The organism is Pseudomonas sp. GW456-E7 (assembly GCF_059424105.1).
In genome coordinates this window covers 205,151-226,861 of sequence record NZ_JBWKZB010000004.1, presented here as the reverse complement: position 1 = coordinate 226,861, position 21,711 = coordinate 205,151, and the positions used below count along the sequence as shown (strand labels likewise).

The 21,711-nt window shown below is 62.7% G+C and carries 21 protein-coding genes and 1 pseudogene; 6 read left to right on the top strand and 16 right to left on the bottom strand.

What is annotated here, in order from left to right:
- The first annotated feature begins 62 nt into the window (after nt 1-62).
- Nucleotides 63-878, top strand: coding sequence for a substrate-binding periplasmic protein (locus AC07YV_RS05270; protein WP_102699936.1), 816 nt, complete (start codon nt 63-65; stop codon nt 876-878).
- Between the two features lie 222 nt (nt 879-1,100).
- Nucleotides 1,101-2,963 carry an RNA helicase RhlE2 gene (gene rhlE2 / locus AC07YV_RS05265; RefSeq protein ID WP_102699937.1) on the top strand — a complete coding sequence of 621 codons (1,863 nt, stop codon included), beginning with the start codon at nt 1,101-1,103 and terminating at the stop codon, nt 2,961-2,963.
- A gap of 218 nt (nt 2,964-3,181) precedes the next feature.
- Here rhlE2 and AC07YV_RS05260 read toward each other — a convergent pair whose 3' ends face one another.
- The 3 genes from AC07YV_RS05260 to AC07YV_RS05250 form a co-directional block, all read right to left on the bottom strand.
- Nucleotides 3,182-3,769, bottom strand: coding sequence for a YceI family protein (locus tag AC07YV_RS05260; protein ID WP_015097179.1), 588 nt, complete (start codon nt 3,767-3,769; stop codon nt 3,182-3,184).
- Between the two features lie 32 nt (nt 3,770-3,801).
- Nucleotides 3,802-4,353 carry a cytochrome b gene (locus tag AC07YV_RS05255; protein ID WP_102699938.1) on the bottom strand — a complete coding sequence of 184 codons (552 nt, stop codon included), beginning with the start codon at nt 4,351-4,353 and terminating at the stop codon, nt 3,802-3,804.
- Between the two features lie 263 nt (nt 4,354-4,616).
- On the bottom strand, nt 4,617-6,374 hold the full coding sequence (locus AC07YV_RS05250) for a flavin monoamine oxidase family protein (protein WP_102699939.1): 1,758 nt from the start codon (nt 6,372-6,374) through the stop codon (nt 4,617-4,619).
- A gap of 223 nt (nt 6,375-6,597) precedes the next feature.
- Between AC07YV_RS05250 and AC07YV_RS05245 the strand changes: the two genes are divergently transcribed.
- Both AC07YV_RS05245 and AC07YV_RS05240 read left to right on the top strand, forming a co-directional pair.
- A complete protein-coding gene (locus AC07YV_RS05245; RefSeq protein ID WP_102699940.1) occupies nt 6,598-8,004 on the top strand; it encodes an adenosylmethionine--8-amino-7-oxononanoate transaminase in 1,407 nt (468 codons plus the stop codon).
- Between the two features lie 144 nt (nt 8,005-8,148).
- The gene (locus tag AC07YV_RS05240) at nt 8,149-8,868 is read left to right on the top strand and encodes a 16S rRNA (uracil(1498)-N(3))-methyltransferase (protein ID WP_102699941.1); all 720 of its coding nucleotides are present in this window, start codon (nt 8,149-8,151) and stop codon (nt 8,866-8,868) included.
- A 101-nt stretch (nt 8,869-8,969) separates the two neighbouring features.
- Here the strand turns inward: AC07YV_RS05240 and AC07YV_RS05235 are convergent, their stop codons facing one another.
- Genes AC07YV_RS05235 through AC07YV_RS05225 form a run of 3 tightly spaced genes read right to left on the bottom strand, consistent with a single transcriptional unit; the run spans nt 8,970 to nt 11,521 of the window.
- Nucleotides 8,970-9,872: a transporter substrate-binding domain-containing protein gene (locus tag AC07YV_RS05235; protein WP_102699942.1), complete on the bottom strand. Its 903-nt coding sequence runs from the start codon at nt 9,870-9,872 to the stop codon at nt 8,970-8,972.
- Between the two features lie 29 nt (nt 9,873-9,901).
- Nucleotides 9,902-10,252, bottom strand: a complete 351-nt coding sequence (locus AC07YV_RS05230) for a RidA family protein (protein ID WP_007975437.1) — start codon at nt 10,250-10,252, stop codon at nt 9,902-9,904.
- A gap of 27 nt (nt 10,253-10,279) precedes the next feature.
- The gene (locus tag AC07YV_RS05225; protein ID WP_102699943.1) at nt 10,280-11,521 is read right to left on the bottom strand and encodes a D-amino acid dehydrogenase; all 1,242 of its coding nucleotides are present in this window, start codon (nt 11,519-11,521) and stop codon (nt 10,280-10,282) included.
- 109 nt (nt 11,522-11,630) lie between these two features.
- On the opposite strand from AC07YV_RS05225, the gene AC07YV_RS05220 reads away from it, so the two are divergent.
- Nucleotides 11,631-12,548 carry a LysR family transcriptional regulator gene (locus AC07YV_RS05220; protein ID WP_102699944.1) on the top strand — a complete coding sequence of 306 codons (918 nt, stop codon included), beginning with the start codon at nt 11,631-11,633 and terminating at the stop codon, nt 12,546-12,548.
- Here the strand turns inward: AC07YV_RS05220 and trhA are convergent.
- A complete protein-coding gene (gene trhA, locus AC07YV_RS05215) occupies nt 12,545-13,162 on the bottom strand; it encodes a PAQR family membrane homeostasis protein TrhA (RefSeq protein ID WP_007975433.1) in 618 nt (205 codons plus the stop codon). The genes AC07YV_RS05220 and trhA overlap by 4 nt on opposite strands.
- Nucleotides 13,163-13,390: 228 nt before the next feature.
- On the opposite strand from trhA, the gene AC07YV_RS05210 reads away from it, so the two are divergent.
- Nucleotides 13,391-14,305, top strand: a complete 915-nt coding sequence (locus tag AC07YV_RS05210) for a LysR family transcriptional regulator (RefSeq protein ID WP_007987761.1) — start codon at nt 13,391-13,393, stop codon at nt 14,303-14,305.
- Here the strand turns inward: AC07YV_RS05210 and madM are convergent.
- The 9 genes and pseudogenes from madM to mdcA all read right to left on the bottom strand — a co-directional run.
- Nucleotides 14,305-15,045: pseudogene (gene madM, locus AC07YV_RS05205) on the bottom strand (malonate transporter subunit MadM); the annotation flags it as partial. The gene AC07YV_RS05210 and the pseudogene madM overlap by 1 nt on opposite strands.
- Before the next feature lies 1 nt (nt 15,046).
- The gene (gene madL / locus AC07YV_RS05200; protein WP_008050285.1) at nt 15,047-15,463 is read right to left on the bottom strand and encodes a malonate transporter subunit MadL; all 417 of its coding nucleotides are present in this window, start codon (nt 15,461-15,463) and stop codon (nt 15,047-15,049) included.
- Between the two features lie 57 nt (nt 15,464-15,520).
- Complete coding sequence (gene mdcH, locus AC07YV_RS05195) at nt 15,521-16,432, bottom strand: malonate decarboxylase subunit epsilon (protein WP_102699945.1); 912 nt, start codon at nt 16,430-16,432, stop codon at nt 15,521-15,523.
- A complete protein-coding gene (locus AC07YV_RS05190) occupies nt 16,429-17,049 on the bottom strand; it encodes a malonate decarboxylase holo-ACP synthase (protein ID WP_102699946.1) in 621 nt (206 codons plus the stop codon). The genes mdcH and AC07YV_RS05190 overlap by 4 nt, the downstream gene beginning before the upstream one ends.
- Complete coding sequence (gene mdcE, locus AC07YV_RS05185; RefSeq protein WP_102699947.1) at nt 17,043-17,846, bottom strand: biotin-independent malonate decarboxylase subunit gamma; 804 nt, start codon at nt 17,844-17,846, stop codon at nt 17,043-17,045. Before mdcE ends, AC07YV_RS05190 begins: the two co-directional genes overlap by 7 nt.
- Nucleotides 17,843-18,694, bottom strand: a complete 852-nt coding sequence (locus tag AC07YV_RS05180; protein WP_102699948.1) for a biotin-independent malonate decarboxylase subunit beta — start codon at nt 18,692-18,694, stop codon at nt 17,843-17,845. The genes mdcE and AC07YV_RS05180 overlap by 4 nt, the downstream gene beginning before the upstream one ends.
- Nucleotides 18,687-18,986 (bottom strand): malonate decarboxylase subunit delta, encoded by a 300-nt coding sequence (locus AC07YV_RS05175; RefSeq protein WP_007975424.1) that lies wholly within the window; start codon nt 18,984-18,986, stop codon nt 18,687-18,689. Before AC07YV_RS05175 ends, AC07YV_RS05180 begins: the two co-directional genes overlap by 8 nt.
- A complete protein-coding gene (locus tag AC07YV_RS05170) occupies nt 18,986-19,861 on the bottom strand; it encodes a triphosphoribosyl-dephospho-CoA synthase (protein ID WP_102699949.1) in 876 nt (291 codons plus the stop codon). Before AC07YV_RS05170 ends, AC07YV_RS05175 begins: the two co-directional genes overlap by 1 nt.
- Entirely contained in the window at nt 19,861-21,531 is a 1,671-nt protein-coding gene (gene mdcA, locus AC07YV_RS05165; RefSeq protein WP_102699950.1) for a malonate decarboxylase subunit alpha, read from the bottom strand. Before mdcA ends, AC07YV_RS05170 begins: the two co-directional genes overlap by 1 nt.
- Nucleotides 21,532-21,711 lie beyond the last annotated feature (180 nt).

The window sequence follows — 21,711 nt, the reverse complement described above, 5'->3', positions numbered from 1 at the left end:
GAGTTAGAGCATCTGCGGTGAGTTTCTGGCTCTTTCCGGTTTCTCGTCGTAATCTCAAGCCCATGCCTTTGATCACGCAGTTAATCGCCGTACTTGCCTTCACTTGCCTGAGCTTCGCCGCCCGGGGCGAGAAGTTGCGCATTGTCACGGAGCCGTGGGCGCCTTATGTGTACGAGGACAACGGCAAATCATTGGGCCTGGACTACGAAACCACTGCAATTGTCTTCAAGCGCCTGGGCATCGAGGTGGAGTGGCAGTTCCTGCCATGGAAACGCTGCCTGTCGATGCTTGAATCAGGCCAGGCCGACGGCGCGCTGGACATCTTTCACAGCGATGAGCGTGATGCGACCCTTCTCTACCCCAGCGAACCACTGTCTGAAGTGCAATTCGTATTGTTCTACGCCAATGACCGGCCCCATCCGTTTCGCACCCTTGATGACTTGCGCGGCCTGACCATCGGCACCTCGCCGGGTTACCTGTACAGCAAGGACTTCAGCGACTCCACGCTGTTCACTCGCGAGCCGGCGCCCACCCACGAAGCCAACTTCGGCAAACTGCTGCGCGGGCGGATTGACCTGTTGATTACCGACCGCCGGGTCGGCCAGCATTTGCTCGATGAACTGGGCATCCGCGACAAGATCACCGAAAACCCGACGATCATCAGCCAGCAAAGCCAGTTTCTCGCGGTGCGGCGCAATGCGGGCATGGACCTGCTGGTGCAACGTTTCGGTGCCGAACTCAAACGTTTCAAGCGCGAGCCCGCCTACGCCGAACTGAGTGCCCGCTATGGCGCAGAACCGGCCGTCAGCATGAAGACTGAAAAGGCCACCGCCGCCACGGAAAAAACCGTTGAGCAGCAGGAAAGCGGCGCGCAGTGATTGCTCTGTTATACTCCGGCCTTCCCGCCAGGCTCACGCCCGGACGCCCGGAATCGTTAAAGGTATCTCAACCCCGCTACTGCGCAGCTTTCAGCCCGCGCGAGCGCTTGCAGACGAGCCTTCGAGACCCAGCAGGACCGGACGGGATTGCGTCCTCTTAAACGCCATTCGCGCCAGGCAAGACTCCCATTGGGCCAAGCCCTAACTAAAACAGGATTACTCATGTCCTTTGCTTCCCTCGGTCTCTCCGAGGCTTTAGTCCGCGCCATCGAGGCAGCGGGCTATACCGAGCCTACTCCGGTGCAACAGCGGGCCATTCCCGCCGTGTTGCAAGGTCGCGACCTGATGGTCGCGGCACAGACAGGTACTGGTAAAACCGGCGGTTTCGCCCTTCCGATCCTGGAGCGGTTGTTCCCCAACGGTCACCCGGACAAATCCCAGCGTCACGGCCCGCGCCAGCCGCGCGTGCTGGTCCTGACCCCGACTCGCGAACTCGCCGCGCAAGTGCATGAAAGCTTCAAGGTCTATGCCCGTGACCTGAAGTTCGTCAGCGCCTGCATCTTCGGTGGTGTCGGCATGAACCCGCAGGTTCAGGCCATGTCCCGCGGCGTAGACGTGCTGGTGGCCTGCCCTGGCCGCCTGCTCGACCTGGCCGGCCAAGGCAGTGTCGATCTGTCCCACGTGGAAATCCTCGTGCTGGACGAGGCCGACCGCATGCTCGACATGGGTTTCGTCCATGACGTGAAAAAGGTCCTGGCCCGCCTGCCGGCCAAACGCCAGAACCTGCTGTTCTCGGCGACCTTCTCCAAGGACATCACCGACCTCGCCGGCAAGCTGCTGCACAACCCGGAACGCATCGAAGTCACGCCGCCGAACACCACGGTCGAGCGCATCGAACAACGCGTATTCCGTCTGCCGGCCAGCCACAAGCGTGCCTTGCTGGCGCACCTGATCACCGCTGGCGCCTGGGAACAGGTACTGGTGTTCACCCGCACCAAGCACGGTGCCAACCGCCTGGCCGAGTACCTGGACAAACACGGCCTGAGCGCCGTCGCGATCCACGGCAACAAGAGCCAGAACGCCCGCACCAAAGCCCTGGCCGACTTCAAGGCCGGCACCGTGCGCATCCTGGTGGCCACCGACATCGCCGCCCGCGGCCTGGACATCGACCAGTTGCCACACGTGGTCAACTTCGAACTGCCGAATGTCGATGAAGACTACGTGCACCGAATCGGCCGTACCGGTCGTGCCGGTCGTTCGGGCGAGGCGATTTCGCTGGTCGCCCCGGACGAAGAAAAACTGCTGAAAAGCATCGAACGCATGACCAAGCAGAAAATCGCCGACGGCGACCTGATGGGCTTCGATGCAAGCACCATCGAGGCGGAAAAGCCTGAAGTGCGCGAGCGTCCGGACATGCGCAACCCGCGCAATCCGCGTGGCCCGCGCGGCGACGGTCCGAACGGCAGCGGCGGTGGCGGCGGTCGCAAGGACAAAGGCAAGGACAAGGGCAAGGAAAAACCGGCCGGCGAACGCGGCGAGCGCCCTGCCCGTCAGCAGAAGCCACGTGAAGGCACTCCGGCTCGCGAACAGCGTCCGAGCCAACCGCCACGTGCCGCCGCTGACCGTGCCCCGGACGAGTTCCTGGACGACGATATCGATAACTTCGGTAACCGCGTCGACTACGTACCGCAGCAGAAACCCGCACAAGGCCGTGGTCGCCGTCCGGGTGCTCCGGCACAGGGCACCGCCGCAGGCACTCCACGTTCCGGCAAACCACAAGGTCGTCAGAACGGTCCACGCAACAGCGATGGCGCCAGCACCGGCACCCCGCCGGCCAAGCGTAGCGGTCCTCGCAGTGGCGCACCGCGCGATGGCCAGGCCCGCCGCGAAGACTCACGCAATCGCCGCCCGGCCCGTGACGACCAGCCTCGTTCGGAGCCGGCTGTGCAGAACCCGCGTGGCCCGGCACCGAAGATCATGCACAAGGAATCGAAAGCCGACCGCTTCCCGACACCTGAGCAACTGGATCAACTGCCAAGCCGTCCTCGTGGTGAGAAACCAGCGCTGCTGACCCGCAATCGCTGAGTTATCGCTGCAATAAAAAGTGCCCCGCGCCGAAAGGTCCGGGGCATTTTTTTTGGTACTCCAACCCGCTTATGTAGGAGCTGCCGAAAGCTGCGATCTTTTGCGCCTGAAAATCAAAAGATCGCAGCCTGCGGCAGCTCCTACAGGGGATTGTGTAGGGCAATAAAAAACGCCCGTGCTCGTGGGAGCAGCGGGCGTTTTTCTGTCAGCGGCGAAAGTTATTTCGCTTTGACACCTTCGAACGTCACGTACATCTCAACCGCGTCGGACGATGGGCCCAGGTCTTTCTGCTTGCCGAAATCGGAACGCTTGAGGCTGAAAGTACCCTCAAAGCCTGCACGGTAGCCGCCCCATGGATCCTTGCCCTCACCCAGGAACGTGGCCTTGACCACGATTGGCTTGGTCACGCCGAGGATCGTCAGGTCGCCAGCCACGTCAGCAGTGTCCTTGCCAGCGGCATTTTTGCCGGTAGGTTTGACGCTGGTGGAAACAAACGTGGCTTTGCTGGCGTTCAGGAAGTCTTTGCTGGCGATGTGCTTATCACGCTCGGCGTTGTTGGTGAACACGCTGGCGGTGTTCACGTTGAACTCGATCTTGCTGTCTTCAGGCTTGGCAGCGTCGAAGCTGAACTTGCCGTCGATGTCCTTGAAAGTACCGGTGATGAAGCTGTAACCCAGGTGGCTGATCTTGAAGTCAACGAAGGCGTGCTGGCCTTCTTTGTCGACCACGTAATCAGCGGCCATTACGTTACCGGCGGACAACAGGGCCGAACCGATTGCCAGAGCGGCCAGAGTCTTTTTCAACATGCTTTGTTTTCCTTGGGAGTCGAGGTTGAACTTCAGGCTTTGCGACCCAGCATTCGCTTGAGGGTCACATCACGGTCGATAAAGTGGTGCTTCAATGCTGCCAACGCATGGAGGCCGGAAAAAATTACCAGCACCCACGCCAGATAGAGGTGAATCACCCCAGCGGTATCTGCCTGGTCCGGCAATCCGGAGACCAGGGCAGGCACTTCAAACAAGCCAAACACCGGGATACCGACGCCTTCTGCGGTGGAAATCAGGTAACCGGCAATCAACACAGCAAACAGACTGAGGTACAGAAAGCCATGACCGAACCTGGCGCCCAGGCGCGTCATGCGGCTGTAGCTGGCCAGGGTTGGCGGCGGCGGGCTGATGAAGCGCCACAGTACCCGCAGCAGCATCACACCCAGCACCACCAGGCCGATGCTCTTGTGCAGGTCCGGCGCGTCTTTGCGCCAGGTGCTGTAGTAGTCGAGCCCGACCATCCACAACCCAAGCGCGAACAAACCGAATACGGCCAGTGCCACGCCCCAGTGCATGAAGATGCTGACCCAGCCGTAGCGGGAGGAAGAGTTACGTAGCTGCATTGCCTGTATCCCTGTAAGTGCTGGCCCAAGAGTATCGAGTTATCTATCGAATTAAAGCGGAAAAATTTGCTTTGAAATATCGAAAAATACGATCAACAGTCTGAAGCCTGCGAGTTAAGGAAAGATTAAAGTCGAAATTGTGAGGAAAAGTGAATACAAACCAGAGAACACCTGTATCAAAAGATTTATTCGATTCTGCTCCCGGTTTTTCTCCAGGCAAAAAAAAGCGCGGCCCTTGAGCCGCGCTTTTTTACGTCTGAACGTTACTGCGCCTTGGCCTCCGTTGCCGGAGTCGCAGCCGGTTTGGCCACTGGCTTCTTGGCCGGCTCGACTTTCTTGGCGGGTGCCTTGGCCGGGGCTTTTTTCGCCTCGGTCTTGGCGGCTGGTTTCGCCGGAGCCTTCTTGGCTGGCTCGGCTTTCACTGGTGCCGCAGGCTTCGGTGCTTCCACCGGTGCCGGCGCGGCGGTCGGGGCTGGTGCCGGAGCAGGTGCTGGCGGTGCAACAGGCTCAGGTGCCTTGGCCGGTTCCGGCTTCTTCTCTTCATCCGAGCCGCCGAACAGGTTGCTGAAGAAGTTGCCCTTCTTCGCCGCCACCGCACCAGCGCCTGCCGCAGCAGCAGCAGCCGGGACTACTTTGGCCGGTTCGAACGACTTGCCCGCCGCCAGGTCTTCAACCTGGCTGGCTGCACGCTGACCGGTGCGCAACGCGCCTTCCAGGGTGCCCGGGTACAGGGTGTCGGTGTGTTCGCCTGCGAAGGTTACGCGCTGAATCGGGCGTTCCCACAGGCGCCAGAACTTGCTGATCTGGCCCGGGCCGAAGGCCAGGTAGGCGCCGCCAGTCGACGGGTCGGTGCTGTAGCGACGGATTTCATAACCGGTGAACGAACCACGGGCCTGTGGATAGAACGCGTGCAGGCGGATCAACACCTGATCGACCATCTGCTTGTCGCCGAACGCCTGCATCACCCGCGCGTTGTCGCCGGACAGGTTGATCACCACGTTGGCGCCGCCCTTCAGGGCAGGCTCGATCCACAACATGCCCAGGCCAGTGTTGCTGTAGATCTCGCCGGACATGCGCGCCTTGCTTTCCCACACTGGCGTCTTGAACTTCAGCATGATCTGGTCGCGCCAGCCGTAGTTGGTGCCCTTGATCGCCGCCAGGTGCTGGGCGTCCAGCGCCGGGGTCATCTGGATCTTGTTCAGGGCGCGCAGTGGCACCGCCAACACCACGTAGTCAGCCCGATAGCCGACGCCATCGACTTTGACGGTCACGCCGTCCTTGTCCTGAATGATCGCCGAGACCGGGGAGTTGGTCTTGATGGTTTTCAGCTGCTTGACCAGGGCCTGGGCCAGCACCGGGCTGCCACCGACCAGGCGCGCAGCGCGCAGGTCACGATCGGAGACGCCACGGTAGACGCGGCTCTGCTGCGCGAAGTACAGCAGCGACAAGCGCGAAGGTTCGTCGTAGCGGGTACGGATCTGCTGGTTGATCAACTGGCGGGCGGTGGCCGGCAGGTTCTGCTTGTCGAGCCAGCTGGACACGTTGATCTGATCCAGCGCGTGCAGCGTGTTGTTGGCGGCCGGGTTCAGCGGGTCGTCGATCGAACGCGCCAGATCGTCCACGGTCTTGTCGAAGCGCTTGAGCGCCTCGGCGGTAGCCGGCTGTTTGGTCGCCAGATCGGCGGCAGAGAAATACTCGCCATCGATCAGGTACCCTGGGGTCCGCACGAATTCAGGGGCCGGCGTGGTGCTCAGCTTGAAGTTCGATACGTACTTGTTCAGCACCGGCTGAGTCTTGTCGTTGCCGATCCACTCGCTGGTGGCCATGCCGGAACGGCCGCCCAGGCTCGACTTGGCTTCCAGCAGGGTGACCTGCCAGCCCTTGCTCTGCAGCTCGTACGCGGCAGTCAGGCCCGACAGGCCGCCGCCGATCACGATCGCGGTTTTATCCTTGGCCAGCGCAGATGCGCTGAACAGCCCCAACATCACCAGCGCACAGGCGCGCAGCCAACCGACAGACATTCAGCGAACTCCGGAATTACACGAGGAAAACAGCAGTTTTTGCGAGCCAGACGGCTCAAGAACCGCGAAGGATACGTCAGCCATCAGGCACCTGCCAGCAACGTCTATCGGCCTGGACAAAGTAGCTCTTTCGACACAATGGGTTGTCCCCGTGGCACGCATTGCATAGGCTTGCCCGATTGTTTGTCCGCGCAGGTAACGGACCGCCTCCAGGAGAGTGAAAATGGGCCTGAATAATCAGTGGATGCAACGCGATCTCGCCGTGTTATGGCATCCCTGCACCCAGATGAAAGATCACGAACAACTGCCGCTGATCCCGATCAAACGCGGGGAAGGCGTGTGGCTGGAAGACTTCGAAGGCAAACGCTACCTCGATGCGGTCAGCTCCTGGTGGGTCAATGTGTTCGGACACGCCAACCCGCGGATCAACCAGCGCATCAAAGACCAGGTCGATCAGCTCGAACATGTGATCCTTGCCGGTTTCAGTCATCAACCGGTGATCGAACTGTCCGAGCGCCTGGTGAAGATGACGCCAGAAGGCCTGACCCGGTGCTTCTACGCCGATAACGGCTCGTCCTGCATCGAAGTCGCACTGAAAATGAGCTTTCACTACTGGCTCAATCGCGGCCAGCCGAACAAGAAGCGCTTCGTCACCCTGACCAACAGCTACCACGGCGAAACCATGGCGGCGATGTCGGTGGGTGACGTGCCGCTGTTCACCGAGACCTACAAGGCGCTGTTGATGGACACCATCAAAGTGCCGAGCCCGGACTGCTACCAGCGTCCCGCGGGCATGAGCTGGGAAGAGCATTCGCGCAATATGTTCGCCGTGATGGAGCAGACCCTGGCCGAGAACCATGACAGCGTCGCAGCCGTGATTGTCGAGCCGCTGATCCAGGGCGCCGGCGGCATGCGCATGTACCACCCGGTGTACCTCAAGCTGCTGCGCGAAGCCTGCGACCGCTACGGCGTGCACCTGATCCACGACGAAATCGCTGTCGGTTTCGGCCGCACCGGGACGATGTTCGCCTGCGAGCAGGCCGGTATCCGTCCGGACTTCCTGTGCCTGTCCAAGGCCCTGACCGGCGGCTACCTGCCACTGGCGGCGTGCATGACCACAGACGAAGTCTACAGCGCCTTCTACGACGACTACCCGACCCTGCGCGCCTTCCTGCACTCCCACAGCTACACCGGCAACCCGCTGGCGTGCGCGGCGGCCCTGGCGACGCTGGACATCTTCGAAGAAGACAACGTCATCGAGAACAACAAGGCCCTGGCGCAGCGCATGGCTTCGTCGACGGCGCATCTGGTGGATCACCCGAACGTGTCCGAAGTGCGCCAGACCGGCATGGTGCTGGCCATCGAGATGGTCAAGGACAAGGCCAGCAAAGAGGCTTACCCGTGGCAGGAACGCCGCGGCCTGAAAGTGTTCCAGCATGCCCTGGAGCGCGGTGCTTTACTGCGTCCATTGGGCAGCGTGGTGTATTTCCTGCCGCCGTACGTGATCACCCCGGAGCAGATCGACTTCCTGGCCGAAGTGGCCAGCGAAGGGATCGACATTGCCACCCGTGACAGCGTCAGCGTGGCCGTGCCGAAGGACTTCCATCCGGGGTTCCGTGATCCGGGTTGATTGTTTTTATCTGGACTGTTGTGGGGTCAGGGCTGACGCCTTCGCGAGCAAGCCCGCTCCCACAGTTGACCGCATTACTTTGTGGGAGCGGGCTTGCCCGCGAAGGCGCCCATAAGACCTACACACGAATTACAGAGACCCCGCATGAGACTGTCCCGCTTCTTCATCGACGCCCCCCTGAGCACCGGCGAGCACGAGTTGCCCGAAGCCCAGGCCCATTACATCAGCCGCGTGCTGCGCATGGCCGAGGGCGATGCGTTGCAATTGTTCGACGGCTCGGGCCAGGAGTTTCGCGCCAGGCTGGTCGAAGTCGGCAAAAAGCGCGTGGTGGTGCAGATCGATGAAAGCTTCGCCGGGCAAATCGAATCGCCGCTGCAAATCCATCTCGGCCAGGGCCTGTCCCGGGGCGAGCGCATGGACTGGGCGATTCAGAAAGCCACGGAACTGGGCGTCAGCGAAATCACCCCGATCTTCACCGAACGCTGCGAAGTCCGGCTCAAGGACGAGCGCGCCGACAAACGCCTGCTGCACTGGCGCCAGGTGGCGATCAGCGCTTGCGAGCAATGCGGGCGTTCACGGGTACCGGTGATTCATCCGCCGCTGTTGCTGACTGACTGGTTGAAGCAGACGCAAGCCGAGTTGAAGCTGGTGCTGCATCCGGTGGCCGAGCCGCTGGTGAGCCATGCCAAACCTTCAAGTCTGGCATTCCTGATCGGTCCGGAAGGTGGTTTGTCCGATGCCGAAGTCGATCAGGCCAAGGCCGTCGGCTTCCACGCCGCCCGCCTCGGTCCACGGGTACTGCGCACCGAAACCGCGCCGGTTGTTGCACTGGCGGTGGCCCAGCAACTCTGGGGTGATTTCTAGGCCGCCTTCGCGAGCAAGCCCGCTCCCACATTGGAACGCATTCTGTGGGAGCGGGCTTGCTCGCGAATGGCCTCGACACGGTCTAGAGGCCGATCTGGCTGCTACTGCACCGGATCGCTCACCGGTTTGGCAATGATCGCCTTGAGTTCGCTGGTCATCGGGAACTCAAGGTTCAAACCCTTCGGCGGGATCGGCTGCTCGAACCAGCGTTTGTAGATGCCATTGATCTCGCCCGAGCTGTACAGCTCCGCCAACGCACCGTTGACCAGCGCCAGGAACTGCGGATCGTCCTTGCGCACCATGCAGCTGTAGATCTCCCGCGATTGCTCCTCCCCGACCACCACCCATTTGTGCGGGTCGTTGGCCTTTGCGCGCTCGCCATAGAGCAGCGCGTCGTCCATGTAGAACGCCGCCGCCCGGCCCGACTGCAGCATCTGGAAGGCTTCACCGTGGTCCTTGGCGCTGATCACGAACATGTCGATCTTGTGATCGACGTTGTAGCTTTTCAGGAAGCGCTCGTTGGTGGTGCCGGCGGTGGTCACCACGTTCTTGCCGCGCAGGTCAGCGAAGCCCTTGATCCCGCTGTCCTTCGCGGTCAGCAACTGGCCTTTGACGTAGATGAAACCATAAGAGAACGCCACCTGCTTCTGTCGTTCGGCAGTCACGCCGGTGGAGCCGCACTCCAGGTCCACGGTGCCGTTTTGCACCAGTGGAATACGGGTCTGCGAGGTCACCAGGTTGTACTTCACCTTCAAGTCCGGCAGCGCCAGTTGCTGCTGGATGCGCTCGACGATCTTGCCCGCCAGATCCACCGAGTAACCCATCGGCTTGCCGCTGTGATCACCCACGTAGGAGAACGGCACCGAAGCATCGCGATAGCCCAGGGTGATGCTGTTGGCGCTGGCGATTTTGCTCAGGGTGCCGGTCAGGGGCGCTTCATTGGCCTGAACCTGACTGCCGAGCAACAGGCCAAGCGTACAAGCGAGCAACGTGATTTTTTGCATTGTTATTCTCCGTTGTGGGTGTTGGTTTATCAGACGCGTGCAGCGATGACGGTGATTTCCACCAGCACCTGCGGGCGGGCCAGTTCGGCCTGCACCGTGGTGCGGCTCGGTGCCTGCCCCGGCGATAGCCAGGCCGACCAGACCTCGTTCATCGCGGCGAAATCCTCGGTGATGTTTTTCAGGTAAATGGTCGCACTGAGCAGATGATCCTTGTCGCTGCCCGCCTCGGCCAGCAAGGTATCGATTTTCGCCAGCACTTCGCGGGTCTGGCCGCTGGCATCCCGGGCATCGCCCGGCACCTGCCCGGAGAGAAACACCAGGTCGCCAAAGGTCACGGCGCCAGACAGGCGCGGGTTGCTGTGCAGTCGGGTAATGGTCATTGCAGTGTCCTCTTCAGAAATCAGTATTCAGGCGGCCCGGTGGCTGAAACCCTGAAGGTCGATGGATGGCTGGCGCTCGCCGATCAGTTCGCTGATCAAGCGCCCGCTGCCGCATGCCAGGGTAAAACCCAGCGCGCCGTGGCCGAGGTTGAGCCACAGGTTGCGATACGCCGTCGCGCCCAGCAACGGCACGCCGCTAGGGGTGGCCGGGCGCATGCCAGCCCACTCGACGGCTTCGTCATAGGCGCCGGCATTGGGAAAGGTGTCATGGGCCTGACGCTTGATCAGCGCCAGGCGTTTGGGGTCCAAAGCAGGGTCGAAGCCGACAATGTCGACCATTGCCGCCACCCGCAATTGCTTGCCGATGCGGGCGTAGACGATCTTGCGGTCGTAGTCGGTGATGCTCACGTCCGGCGCCCGGTGACCGGCGCCGATCGGCACGGTCAGGCTGTAGCCCTTGAGCGGATAAAGTGGCAGTTGCAGCCCGGGAAGCGCCAACAGCGGACTGCGGTGACCGGCGGCGATCACCAATTGATCGACCGGCAGCACTTGCTCGCCCAGTTCGATGGCGTTGACGCTGCCGTTGCTGTGGCGGATGCCGGTTACCGCTTGCCCGAGACGAAACTCGCAACGGCCGGATGCTTGCAGCCGGGCGGCCAGTTGCTGGCAAAAACCGTGGCAGTCGCCCACCTCTTCGTCCGGGGTGTAGATCGCCCCGACAAAGGGCGCATCGATCAGCGCCGGTTCCAGTTGCGCGCATTCGGCCGGCGACAACACCTGCTGTTGCTGCGGGTCGGCCAGGCTCTGGCGCGCACGCTCAAAGCTGCTGTTCTGGCGGAAGGTCACCAGTTTGCCATTGCGCCGCCATTGGAATCCCGTCAGCCCATCGCCCTCGCGCCAAGACTTCAATGTGTCCTGGCTGAACAGCGCCAGGCGCAGCAAGTGCGCGGCGTTCTCGCGGTTGACCGAGCGGCGGCAGGCGCCGAGGAACGATGCCATCCAGCGCCACTGAGCCGGGTCAAAGCGCGGGCGCAGCTTCAACGGTGAGTCGCCGCGCAGCATCCAGCCAATGGCTTGCAAAGGCACACCGGCGTCGGCCAGGGGGGCGACATAGCGATAGGACAACTGGCCGCCGTTGGCGAAGCTGGTTTCGCTGCCCAGCGAGCCCCGTGCCTCGACCACCGTCACCTCGAAGCCGTCGCGCACCAGCGCATAGGCCGTTGCCAGGCCAATCACACCGCCACCGATGATGCACACACGCTGAGCCATGTCCGTCCTTAAAACCGTTGTGAAGACGAGGCCAAGGTTAGAGCCAGGTGACAGACGTTGAACAATGCATAAAGATGGCAAACCCATAAACAAAGGTTATGGACTTGCCATGCGTCTTCGCCATATCGAGATTTTCCAGGCCATCCGCCAGACCGGTTCGATCAGCGCTGCCGCGCAATTGCTGCACGTCTCGCAGCCGGCGGTGAGCAAGGTGTTGCAGCACGCCGAGCAACAATTGGGTTTCCCGCTGTTCCTGCGGGTACGCGGCAAGTTGCAGGCGACGCCGGAAGCGCTGGAGCTGGAGCGTGAAGTGGACAAGGTCAGTGAAAGCCTGCAAGGCGTGCGACGCCTGGCGCAGAGCCTACGCCGCGAACCGGGCCACAGCCTGCGCATCGGTGCCACCCCGGCGCTGGCCCTGTCTTTGCTGCCGCCGGCCATTCACGAATGGACCGGGCGTTACCCGGACATCGCTTGCGAACTCTCCAGCGCCCACAGTCGCGAACTGGTACAGAACCTGTTGATGCGCGAAGTGGATGTCGCCCTGACCCTGCAACGCCCGGATCACCCGGGGCTCAAGGCCCAGGCGCTGGCGTCCGGCGTGCTGGTGGCGCTGGCGCCGAGTGGTTACTGGACTCAGGAAGAGGTGGGTAAACCGTTGCCGCTGATGGCGCTGGCGGATGCGCCGCTGATCGGCCTATCCAGCGCCGATCCACTGGCCGCGCGGCTCGACAGTTACCTGGAAGCGGTCGAACCGCCGCCCCGGGTACGCATCGCCGTGCAAACCTACTCACTGGCACGGGCGATGGTGGAATCCGGCGCGGGCCTGGCGGTGATCGATCCGTTCACCGCCCTTGGCGCCTCTCCCGCCAACACAATGATCCGCCCTCTGGCACCGCCGTTACCCATCACCCTGTACGCAGTGACCCGCGCCGCCGAACCACCGCCCCACACCTTGAACGATCTGTTGCAGGTATTCAGCCGCCGAGCCCGGGAGCAGCTGGATCGGCTGGCCCCGGTACAGCCTTAAAGGACATAAAAGAAAATCGCCACAAAGTGCAGCAAGCTCCCGGCGATCACGAACAGATGCCAGATCCCGTGGGCATGGCGCAGGCGATGATCCAGGGCAAAAAAGATAATCCCCACCGTGTACAACACCCCGCCCGAGGCCAACCACGCAAATCCGGCGCCGCCCAGTGCCGCGAGCAGCGGCTTGACCGCCACCAGCACAATCCAGCCCATCACCGCATAAATCACGATCGACAGAATCCGCGCCTCCGAACGCGGCTTGATCTCTTGCAGGATGCCGATCAGCGCCAGCCCCCAGACAATCCCGAACAAGGTCCAGCCCCACGGCCCGCGCAGGGTCACCAGGCAGAACGGCGTGTAGCTGCCGGCGATCAACAGGTAGATCGAGAAGTGATCGACCTTCTGCATGATCGCTTTCTTGCGTCCGCGCACGCTGTGGTACACGGTCGATGCGCTGTAAAGCACCAGCAAGGTAAAGGCGTAGATCGCCATGCTGACAATCTTCCACGGGCTGCCGTCGAGACTGGCCAGCACAATCAGCCACACCCCGCCGATAAACGCCGCCACCGCCCCGGCCAGATGCGTCCAGGCGTTCAGTCTTTCTCCGTGATACATGTGGTGCTCACCTCGAATTTCATCAGCGCAACGCGCAAGGCTCAGGCCTCAAGGTTAAAAGCGCAATCTTTCCGTATAGCGCAATCCCGTGTAGGAGCTGCCGAAGGCTCGGGCCGCGTTCGGACGATCTTTTGATCTTCAACGTCAAAAGATCGCAGCCTTCGGCAGCTCCTACAATGCTCCGTGTTTAACGGGCACAATTGATCGATACCAAAGAGAGTCCGCCCCATGCTGATCGATGAAGAGTTGACCCTGAAAAAACTCGAGGTGTTCCTGGCCTTCATGCGCACCGGCAACCTGGCACGCGCCGCCGCCGAATTGCAGACCAGCAACGTCAGCGTGCATCGGGCGATCCATTCCCTGGAAAGTGCCCTGCGCTGCCCGTTGTTCAAGCACGAAGGCCGTAGCCTGACGCCGCTGGAAAGCGCTTACGTGCTGGAAGAGCGGGCGCAGAAGCTGATTCAGGATGTCGTCGAAAGCGTGCGCCTGACCCGCGAGGCCGCCGGATTCTCGGCCGAGCGCTTCAAGTTGGGATCGCTGTATTCGCTGACGGTGAAGACCGTACCGCAACTGATCATGGGCCTGAAGATCCGCCGCAGCGAACTCAACATCGACCTGATTCTGGGCTCCAACATCGACCTGCTCTACAAGCTCAAGAACATGGAAGTCGATGCGATCCTGGTGTCGCTGGATGACACCGTCAATGACCCGGACTGCGAACAGATCCCGCTGTTTTCCGACGACATCTTCCTCGCCACACCCGCCGACTCGAAGTTTGCCCAACGGACTGAAGTCGACCTGGCCGAAGTCCGCGACGAAACCTTCATCACCCTGACCCAGGGCTTCGCCACCCATCAGGATGGCAAGCGGGTATTCGAGCAAGCAGGGTTCGAGCCGAAGGTGGCGATGCAGGTCAACGACATCTTCACCCTGCTGAGCATGGTCAGTTCGGGCGTGGGTTATGCGTTGCTGCCGGGGCGGATTGCGGCGGTGTACGAGAACCGGGTGAAGCTGATCCCGTTGCAGGAAAAGTACCGCTTGCAGCAACACATTGGCGTGGTGTTCCTGAAGGCCAAGGAGCGTGATCCGAACCTGCTGGCGTTGCTGGCGGAGTGCCGGATGTATGCCAATCGCCAGGCTTGAAACCGAGTCGCGCCCTTCGCGAGCAAGCAGCCAAGCCCGGTGTGGAAGGTCGCGGTCAACGCGCCATAAGGCACCAGGCGCCGATCTGTCGCCGCCAGCCCCGCAGTCACGCCACTGACCGTCCCGGCCAGCCCACCAAACACCATCGCCGAACGCGGGTTGTCCAGGCCCATCCAGCGCGCTGCCATCGGCGTGCCGACCATCACCAGGATCGCCTTGATCAGGCCGGTGGCAATCGACAGCGCCACCACATCGGAACTGGCGCCAATCGCGGCTCCGGTCACTGGGCCGACGATGTAGGTCACCGCACCGGCGCCAATGGTGGTCATGCTCACCGCATCGCGGTAACCGAATGCCCAGGCCATGCACGCGCCGACGATAAACGGCAGCACAGTGCCCAACAGCAGCGCGATCACGCCGATCAAACCGGCCTTTTTCGCTTCCGTGGCCTGCACCTCGAATGCCGTGGCGACGATGGCGAAGTCCCGCAGCATGGCGCCGCCCATCAACCCGATGCCGGAAAACAGCGTCAAGTCCGCCAGGCCCTTTTGCCCGCCGGTCATCGTGCCGCCAACCCAGGCCAGCACCAGGCCGATGACGATGGCAATCGCCGAACCGTGGATGCGTCCGAAGGTCAGGCGTTTGGAGATCACCACTGACACCCACATGATCACGCCGACGAAGGCGAATGCGGTGACCAGACCGTTGTGTTCCAGACCGTTCTTGATCAGATCCCACATATCAGCGACCTCCTGCCGGTGCGCCAACCTGCGTTACATCCGCCGGTTCATCGGGCAAGGGTTCGCCTTTGTGGGTCCGGCTGATCAGGGCAATGGTGCAACCGCAAACCACCACCGAACCGATCGCCGCCAGCACCGCCACCGGGCCACCGTGCAGCGCCGTGACCACGTTTTGTTGCGCCGCCATCGCCACCACCACCGGGATGTACATCGCGCCCCAGAAACCGACGCCCATCTCGCACTCCCGGGTCATGCCGCCACGTCTGTGCATCCACAACCGTGCGCAAATCAGCAGGATCATCGCGATCCCGACGCCGCCGACGTTTGATTTCACACCCAGCAACACGCCGAGCATGTCACCCATGATCACCCCTGCCAGCGTACAGATCGCCAGCAGCGCCACACCGTAAATAATCATTGTCGTAGTCCTCAAAGTGCATTTCGAATGTTGTTTTTGTTGTTCGAAGCCTGAGTTTTAGGAGTGGCGGCTTCCCTCCTCACGCATCAGCGCCTGCAGGGTATCGAGCCGCGCACCGTCGAAGGCAATCACGGTGCCCTGCTCGAACACCCGGCGCGCCAGCCCGGTCAGCACCGCACCGGGCGGCAGTTCGATCTGTAGACGTACGCCACGCTCGTAAGCGCTTTGTACCGTGCCGCGCCAATCGACGATGCGGCACATGTTGAAGGCCAGGTCGTCACGCAAGGCTTCAGGCTTGATCAGCGGACGCGCACGGCTGCCGCTCAGGTAGCCCACCTTCGGGGTTTGCAGCGGCACCTTGGCGAAGGCTTCGGCCAACCGTTGCGCGGGCACCTCAAGCAGTGGGCAGTGGGACGGCACGCTCACTGCCAGACGTTTGGCCAGGCCAGCTCCGCAACCTTTCGCCAACTCGGCCACCGCTTTCATCGCCGCATCGCAACCGGCAATCACCACCTGGTTATCGGCGTTGATATTGGCCAGATAGACCGGCACATCGGCGCTGTGAACCTGCGCCAACAAATCTTCCACCAAGGCCAGCTCCAGACCGATGATCGCGGTCATGCCGTAGCCCTGTGGATAAGCTTGCTGCATCAGCTCACCGCGCAGGCTGACCAGATGCAGCGCATCGCTGAAACCCAAGGCACCCGCCACCACTGCCGCCGGATACGCGCCGATCGACAAGCCGGCCACGTAGTCCGGGGCCATGGCCAACTGGCGTGAAGCGGCGACGCCAGCGATCAGCAGGCAAAGCTGAACCGCCCTCGTCGACCGCAATGCTTCGGCAGAATCCAGCTGCGTCACGTCTTCACCGAGCCAATCGCTCGCCTCGTTCAACGTTTCCCGAGGCAAGCGCGTCAGCATGCCGGGTTGCTGCGCACCTTGGCCGGGGAACACCAGCAAGCTGCTCACGCTGCCTGCTCCTGTGGATGCCACGGGTCAGTGACCAGACGGGCCTGAGTGGCATTTTTCAGCAGGACCCGCGACGCAGTGCCGGCCCATTCGCGCAAGGCAACGGCGCCCAAGGGTGTCTGCAACTGCATGTCCACGCGGCACACGGCCGTGTCGAGAACGGCCACCAGCGCCTGCGCATCGGCACGACTCAACGGACGCGGTGTACGCAGGATCAGATCGAGATCGCTGCCCTCGTGCAATGCGGCAAAACCGCTGGCCAACTCAAACCCGGCACTGCCACTGACACCCCAGATCCAGCCACTTTCTTCGAGGTGCGAGCGCAGTTGCGCCAAGGCACGCAGCGCCGGGAAATCACGCAGGCCTTGAACATGGCAGAGCTCTTCCGGCCGCACCCGCCGCGTGATGGCGGCGACTTCCATCACCGTCGCAAACCGCTGCTCGCGCAACGGCCCGCGCACGCCCACCGCCACCTGCCCCGCCGCGCTCAAGGCGCGACGGACCACCACCGGCTGGCCGGCACTGATCGAGTCGATCACCCAGGTCGGGGCATCAGCAGGCAACTGCCGCGGGGTCATGCCCCACAGCAGGTCGTGAGCCAGAAGCGCACTCACCACTGTGCTCTCAGCAATTGGCGAACCTTGCTCGACGCCGCACGATTGGCCGCACCGAGACGACCGCTGAGATCTGCCCCCTTCTCGGCGATATCGCCCATCGCCTGACCCAGGCACTCGGTCACCCGCGCCAGATCCGCCGCAGTCGGCTGCTCGATCTGTTCCACCGACAAGGTTTCCCACAGCAGCCCGAGGCTTGCATAGCTGTCGATGTCATAGGCCATCGGCGGCACGCTGGCCGCCAGGGCTTCGAGTTCTTCGACGCTGCGCAAGGTCACCCGCGCCGCCGACGCCTTGCCCATGGCATGCACCATCACCCCCGGATCGCGCAGGGCGATCAAGCGATTGGCCTGATAGCCGTGGGCCAGGAACGCCCCGGACATTGCCTTGCCCACCAGCAAACCGATCACCGCATGACCGGCCAGGCGGGCACGGGCGTAACTGCCCGCCGCTGCGGCCAGCGCCTGATGAATGCCGAGGGCTTCTTCACGTCGGCCGTAAGCCTGGCTCGGCACGTCGACGATGGCGATCAGGGCGCGTTTGCGGGCCTTGTTCTGATCGGCGGCGATGACTTCATCCACGGCCTTGGCCAGGCCCCAGCCTTCGAGCAAACCTACTTCGCCATTGCGTGCACGGACGAAGCGGTTTTCCGGATCGGCCACCACCGCGATGAAACGCACAGGCTGATCGCCCAGCGCACCGTCCGCGACTTTCAGCGAAGCCGGCAAACCCTCGACCGCTTTCGCCCCGGCGCTCAAGGCGTTGAACCAGTTCAAACCACGCAGGGAATACGAGCTCATGGGCGTTCTCCTTGGTACAGATCGCGAACCACGGACGGCTCGATTTGCGGTTCGGCGTCCAGACGTGCCAGGTGTTGCAGGAACAGTTCGGCCTGACGACTGCGTGATTGCGCCGGCAAACCTTGCTGGAGCAACTCACCCACCTGCTGGCGAATCTGCGCCACGTCGTCGGCCACATAGCGATCCACCAGACCACTGGCGAAGCGCTGCTCGCCTCCGGTCAGGCTCCAGATGAAGGGCCGGTCGCGGGAGTCGTATTCCTCGAGTCCGGCTTCCTGCTCGATCACCTGCGGGCCGTTCAGGCCCAGTCGCGCTTCCTGGGTCACCAACAGGTAGCTGCACAACCCGGCAGCAATCGACATGCCGCCAAAGCAACCGACGCTGCCCGCCACGACTCCGACCACGGGTTGGTACTGCTGCAAATCGACAATCGCCGCGTGGATGTCGGCAATGGCTGCCAGGCCGAGGTTGGCTTCCTGCAAGCGCACGCCGCCGGTTTCCAGCAGCAGCACGGCGCGGGTCGGGATGCCGTTGCGGTTGTCTTCGGCGGCCAGTTCCAGTGCGCCGGCGATTTTTGCCCCGCCGACTTCGCCGAGGCTACCGCCCTGGAACGCGCCTTCGATGGCGGCGATCACCACCGGCAAACCATCGAGGTTGCCCTTGGCGATCACCACGCCGTCGTCGGCTTGCGGCACCACGCCCTGGCGCGACAGCCACGGCGACATGATCCGTTGAAAGGGGTCGAGCAGTTCGCGGAAGGTGCCGGCGTCGAGCAGGGCCTTGGCCCGTTGCCGCGCACCGAGTTCGACGAAGCTGTGCTTGTTCAGCAGGGATGCGCTGTCAGTCATGGCCGATCTCCTCGAAACCCTGTTCCAGACGCAGGCGCACCACGCCGGGGGTCGCGCCGAAATCGTGGATGTCGATGTCCATCGCCGGCGGCGTCTGGCCATCGAACATCCGTGCGAACAGATGCTGCCAGCGTTGTTCACTGCCATTGACCGAGGTCTGCACGTTGATCGTCAGCTTACCGGCCTGACCCGGTTCGATCAGCACTTCCAGATCGCCCGAGCCGACACAGCCCACCAGGGTACGACCGCGTGGCGGCTGCCCGGCGGGGAATTCAAAAGATAAGGTTTCCATCAGAAAGCTCCCTGTTTGAGGCTGTCGCCCGACTCGATACGGTCGATGAACAGGCAGGCTGCGAGCAGGTCCGCAGCACCACCGGGCGAGGCATTCAACGCGATGAGTTGTTGGTCCAGCTCATGCAGGCGGCGACGTCCGGCGAGGCTGGCGCTACCTCCGGCATCGAGCACTGCCTGGGCGCCGAGTTGCATGGTGTGCAGGCCTTGTTCTCCAGCGCGATAAAGCACGCAGGTGTCGGCCAGATTCGTCATGATCGCCAGTAGCGCATCGAGCCGGGCGTTCTGTTCGCCATGGCCGGCGGCGCGGCTGCATTTGAGTTGCGGCAACGCGCGTTGCAACACCGCCGGGAAGCCCAGTTGTGCTTCTTCACGGGCGCCCCGTGCGCCGTAGCGTTGAGCGACTTGAGCGCCGTGGCTGAGTGGACGCGGCGCGTAACGGTCGTCGAGCAATGCCAGACGCGCCGCACGAATCGATACGCTGCTTGCAGCCGTGGATTCAGGGTCCAGCGCAGCGGCAGTGACCAACAGGCCCAAGGCCCAGATCGCCCCGCGATGAGTATTCACGCCGCCCGTGGTGTCGAGCATCGCTTGCTCGCCTTCACGACCGATGCGGCCGACGGCTTCGCGCAGGGGCAAGCCGATCTCACCGAACGCTGTCGCGGCGTCGGCCATCGCCTTGAAGGCCGGCCACAGGGACAGCGCCGAAGCGTGCATCAGCCCCAGGTGCAAATCGCTGTGGGCGCCACTGCCGCGACGGTCGACCAGTGCCGGTTTCGGCGACAGATCAGCCTCGTCGATCAGCGCGTCCACCGCCAGGTCCGCCAGCCGCTCGGCCAGGCTCAGGGTTTTGGGTTGCAGGTTGAATGCGTGCATTACCAGCTCCTGAACTTGGCGGGCGGGTTGTAGAGGCCACCGGACCACTCCACCAGATCGGCCACGCTCTTCGCCGCGAGCAGCTCGCGGGTGGCGTCGGTGCGGCGGATGCCGAGGTCTTCGGGCAAGGCGATCAGGCCTTCGCGGCGCATGCGCGCGGTGTCTTTGGGGTTGTGGCGCAAACCGATGGCGGTCACCCCGGCGACGGCGGCGATCATCGCCTGGCGTTCTTCCAGCGAACGCGCCTTGTACAGGTAGGCGATGCCTTCTTCAGTCAACAAGTGGGTCACGTCGTCGCCGTAGACCATGATCGGCGCCAGCGGCATGCCGCTTTTCTTCGCCACCTCAACGGCATCAAGGGTTTCGACGAAGGTCGGTTTGCCGCCCTCCTGGAAGGTCTCGACCATCTGCACCACGAGCTTCTTGCCACGTTCGAGCATCGGCTCGGCCACGTCAGTGTTGCGCATGTCGAGCCAGGCGGGTGTACCGTGGCGACGACCGCGCGGGTCGTGGCCCATGTTCGGCGCACCGCCGAAACCGGCCAGGCGCCCACGGGTCACGGTGGAGGAGTGGCCGTCGCCATCGACCTGCAAAGTCGCACCGATGAACAGGTCCACGGCGTATTGCCCGGCCAGTTGGCTGAACATTCGGTTGGAACGCAGGGAACCGTCGCGCCCGGTAAAGAACACATCCGGCCGCGCCGCAATGTAGTTCTCCATCCCCAGTTCGGTGCCGAAGCAATGCACGCTTTCGACCCAGCCGCTTTCAATCGCCGGAATCAGGGTCGGGTGCGGGTTGAGCGTCCAGTTGCGGCAGATCTTGCCTTTGAGGCCGAGGGATTCGCCGTAGGTCGGCAGGATCAGCTCGATGGCCGCGGTGTTGAAACCGATGCCGTGGTTGAGGGACTGCACGTTGTGTTTTTCGTAGATGCCGCGGATCGCCATCATCGCCATCAGCACGTGCACCGGCTTGATGTGCCGCGGGTCGCGGGTGAACAGCGGTTCGATGTAGAACGGCTTGTCGGCTACCACCACGAAGTCGACCCAGGAGGCGGGAATGTCGACGCGCGGCAGGTCGCTGACATCGTCCACCAATTGGTTGACCTGGACGATGACGATGCCGTCGCTGAAGGCCGCCGGTTCTATCAGTGCCGGGGTGTCTTCGGTGCTCGGCCCGGTGTAGATGTTGCCGGCGCGGTCGGCCATGAAGCCGGCCGAGAGCACGACGTTGGGAATCAGGTCCACCACCAGCCGTGCGTAGAGTTCGATGTAGGTGTGGATCGCGCCGATTTCCAGCAGGCCGTCTTCGAGCAACTGGCTGATGCGCAGGCTTTGGGTGCCGGCGAAAGAGAAGTCGAGCTTGCGCGCAATGCCGCGTTCGAACAGGTCCAGATGCTCGGCGCGCCCGACGCTGGGCATGATCATGTGCAGGTCATGCAGCTTCGCGGGGTCGGCCTTGGCCAGGGAACGTGAAAGGAAATCCGCCTGCTTCTGGTTGTTGCCTTCGAGCACCACGCGGTCGCCCGGCAGGATCAACGCCTCCAGCGCCGCGACGATGTTATCGGTGGGCAACACCACACCGTCGGCAAGACCTCGCACCAGCTCGAGACGCCGCTGCTTTTCGCTGCGCCGCCGCGTCCATCGCGAGTCGGGGGATATTGTTGTTGTCATGACCACTCCACGGGTTCGCTGTCGTGGGGGTCACATTAGGAGTGTTGGGTGGGGGCATCAATCAAGCAGAGTGGCGGATCGTTACGCTCAGGGTAATGGTTGTCTGGACTGACTCCTTCGCGGGCAAGCCCGCTCCCACACTGGGTCGGCGGCGAACACAAATCCAGTGTGGGAGCGGGC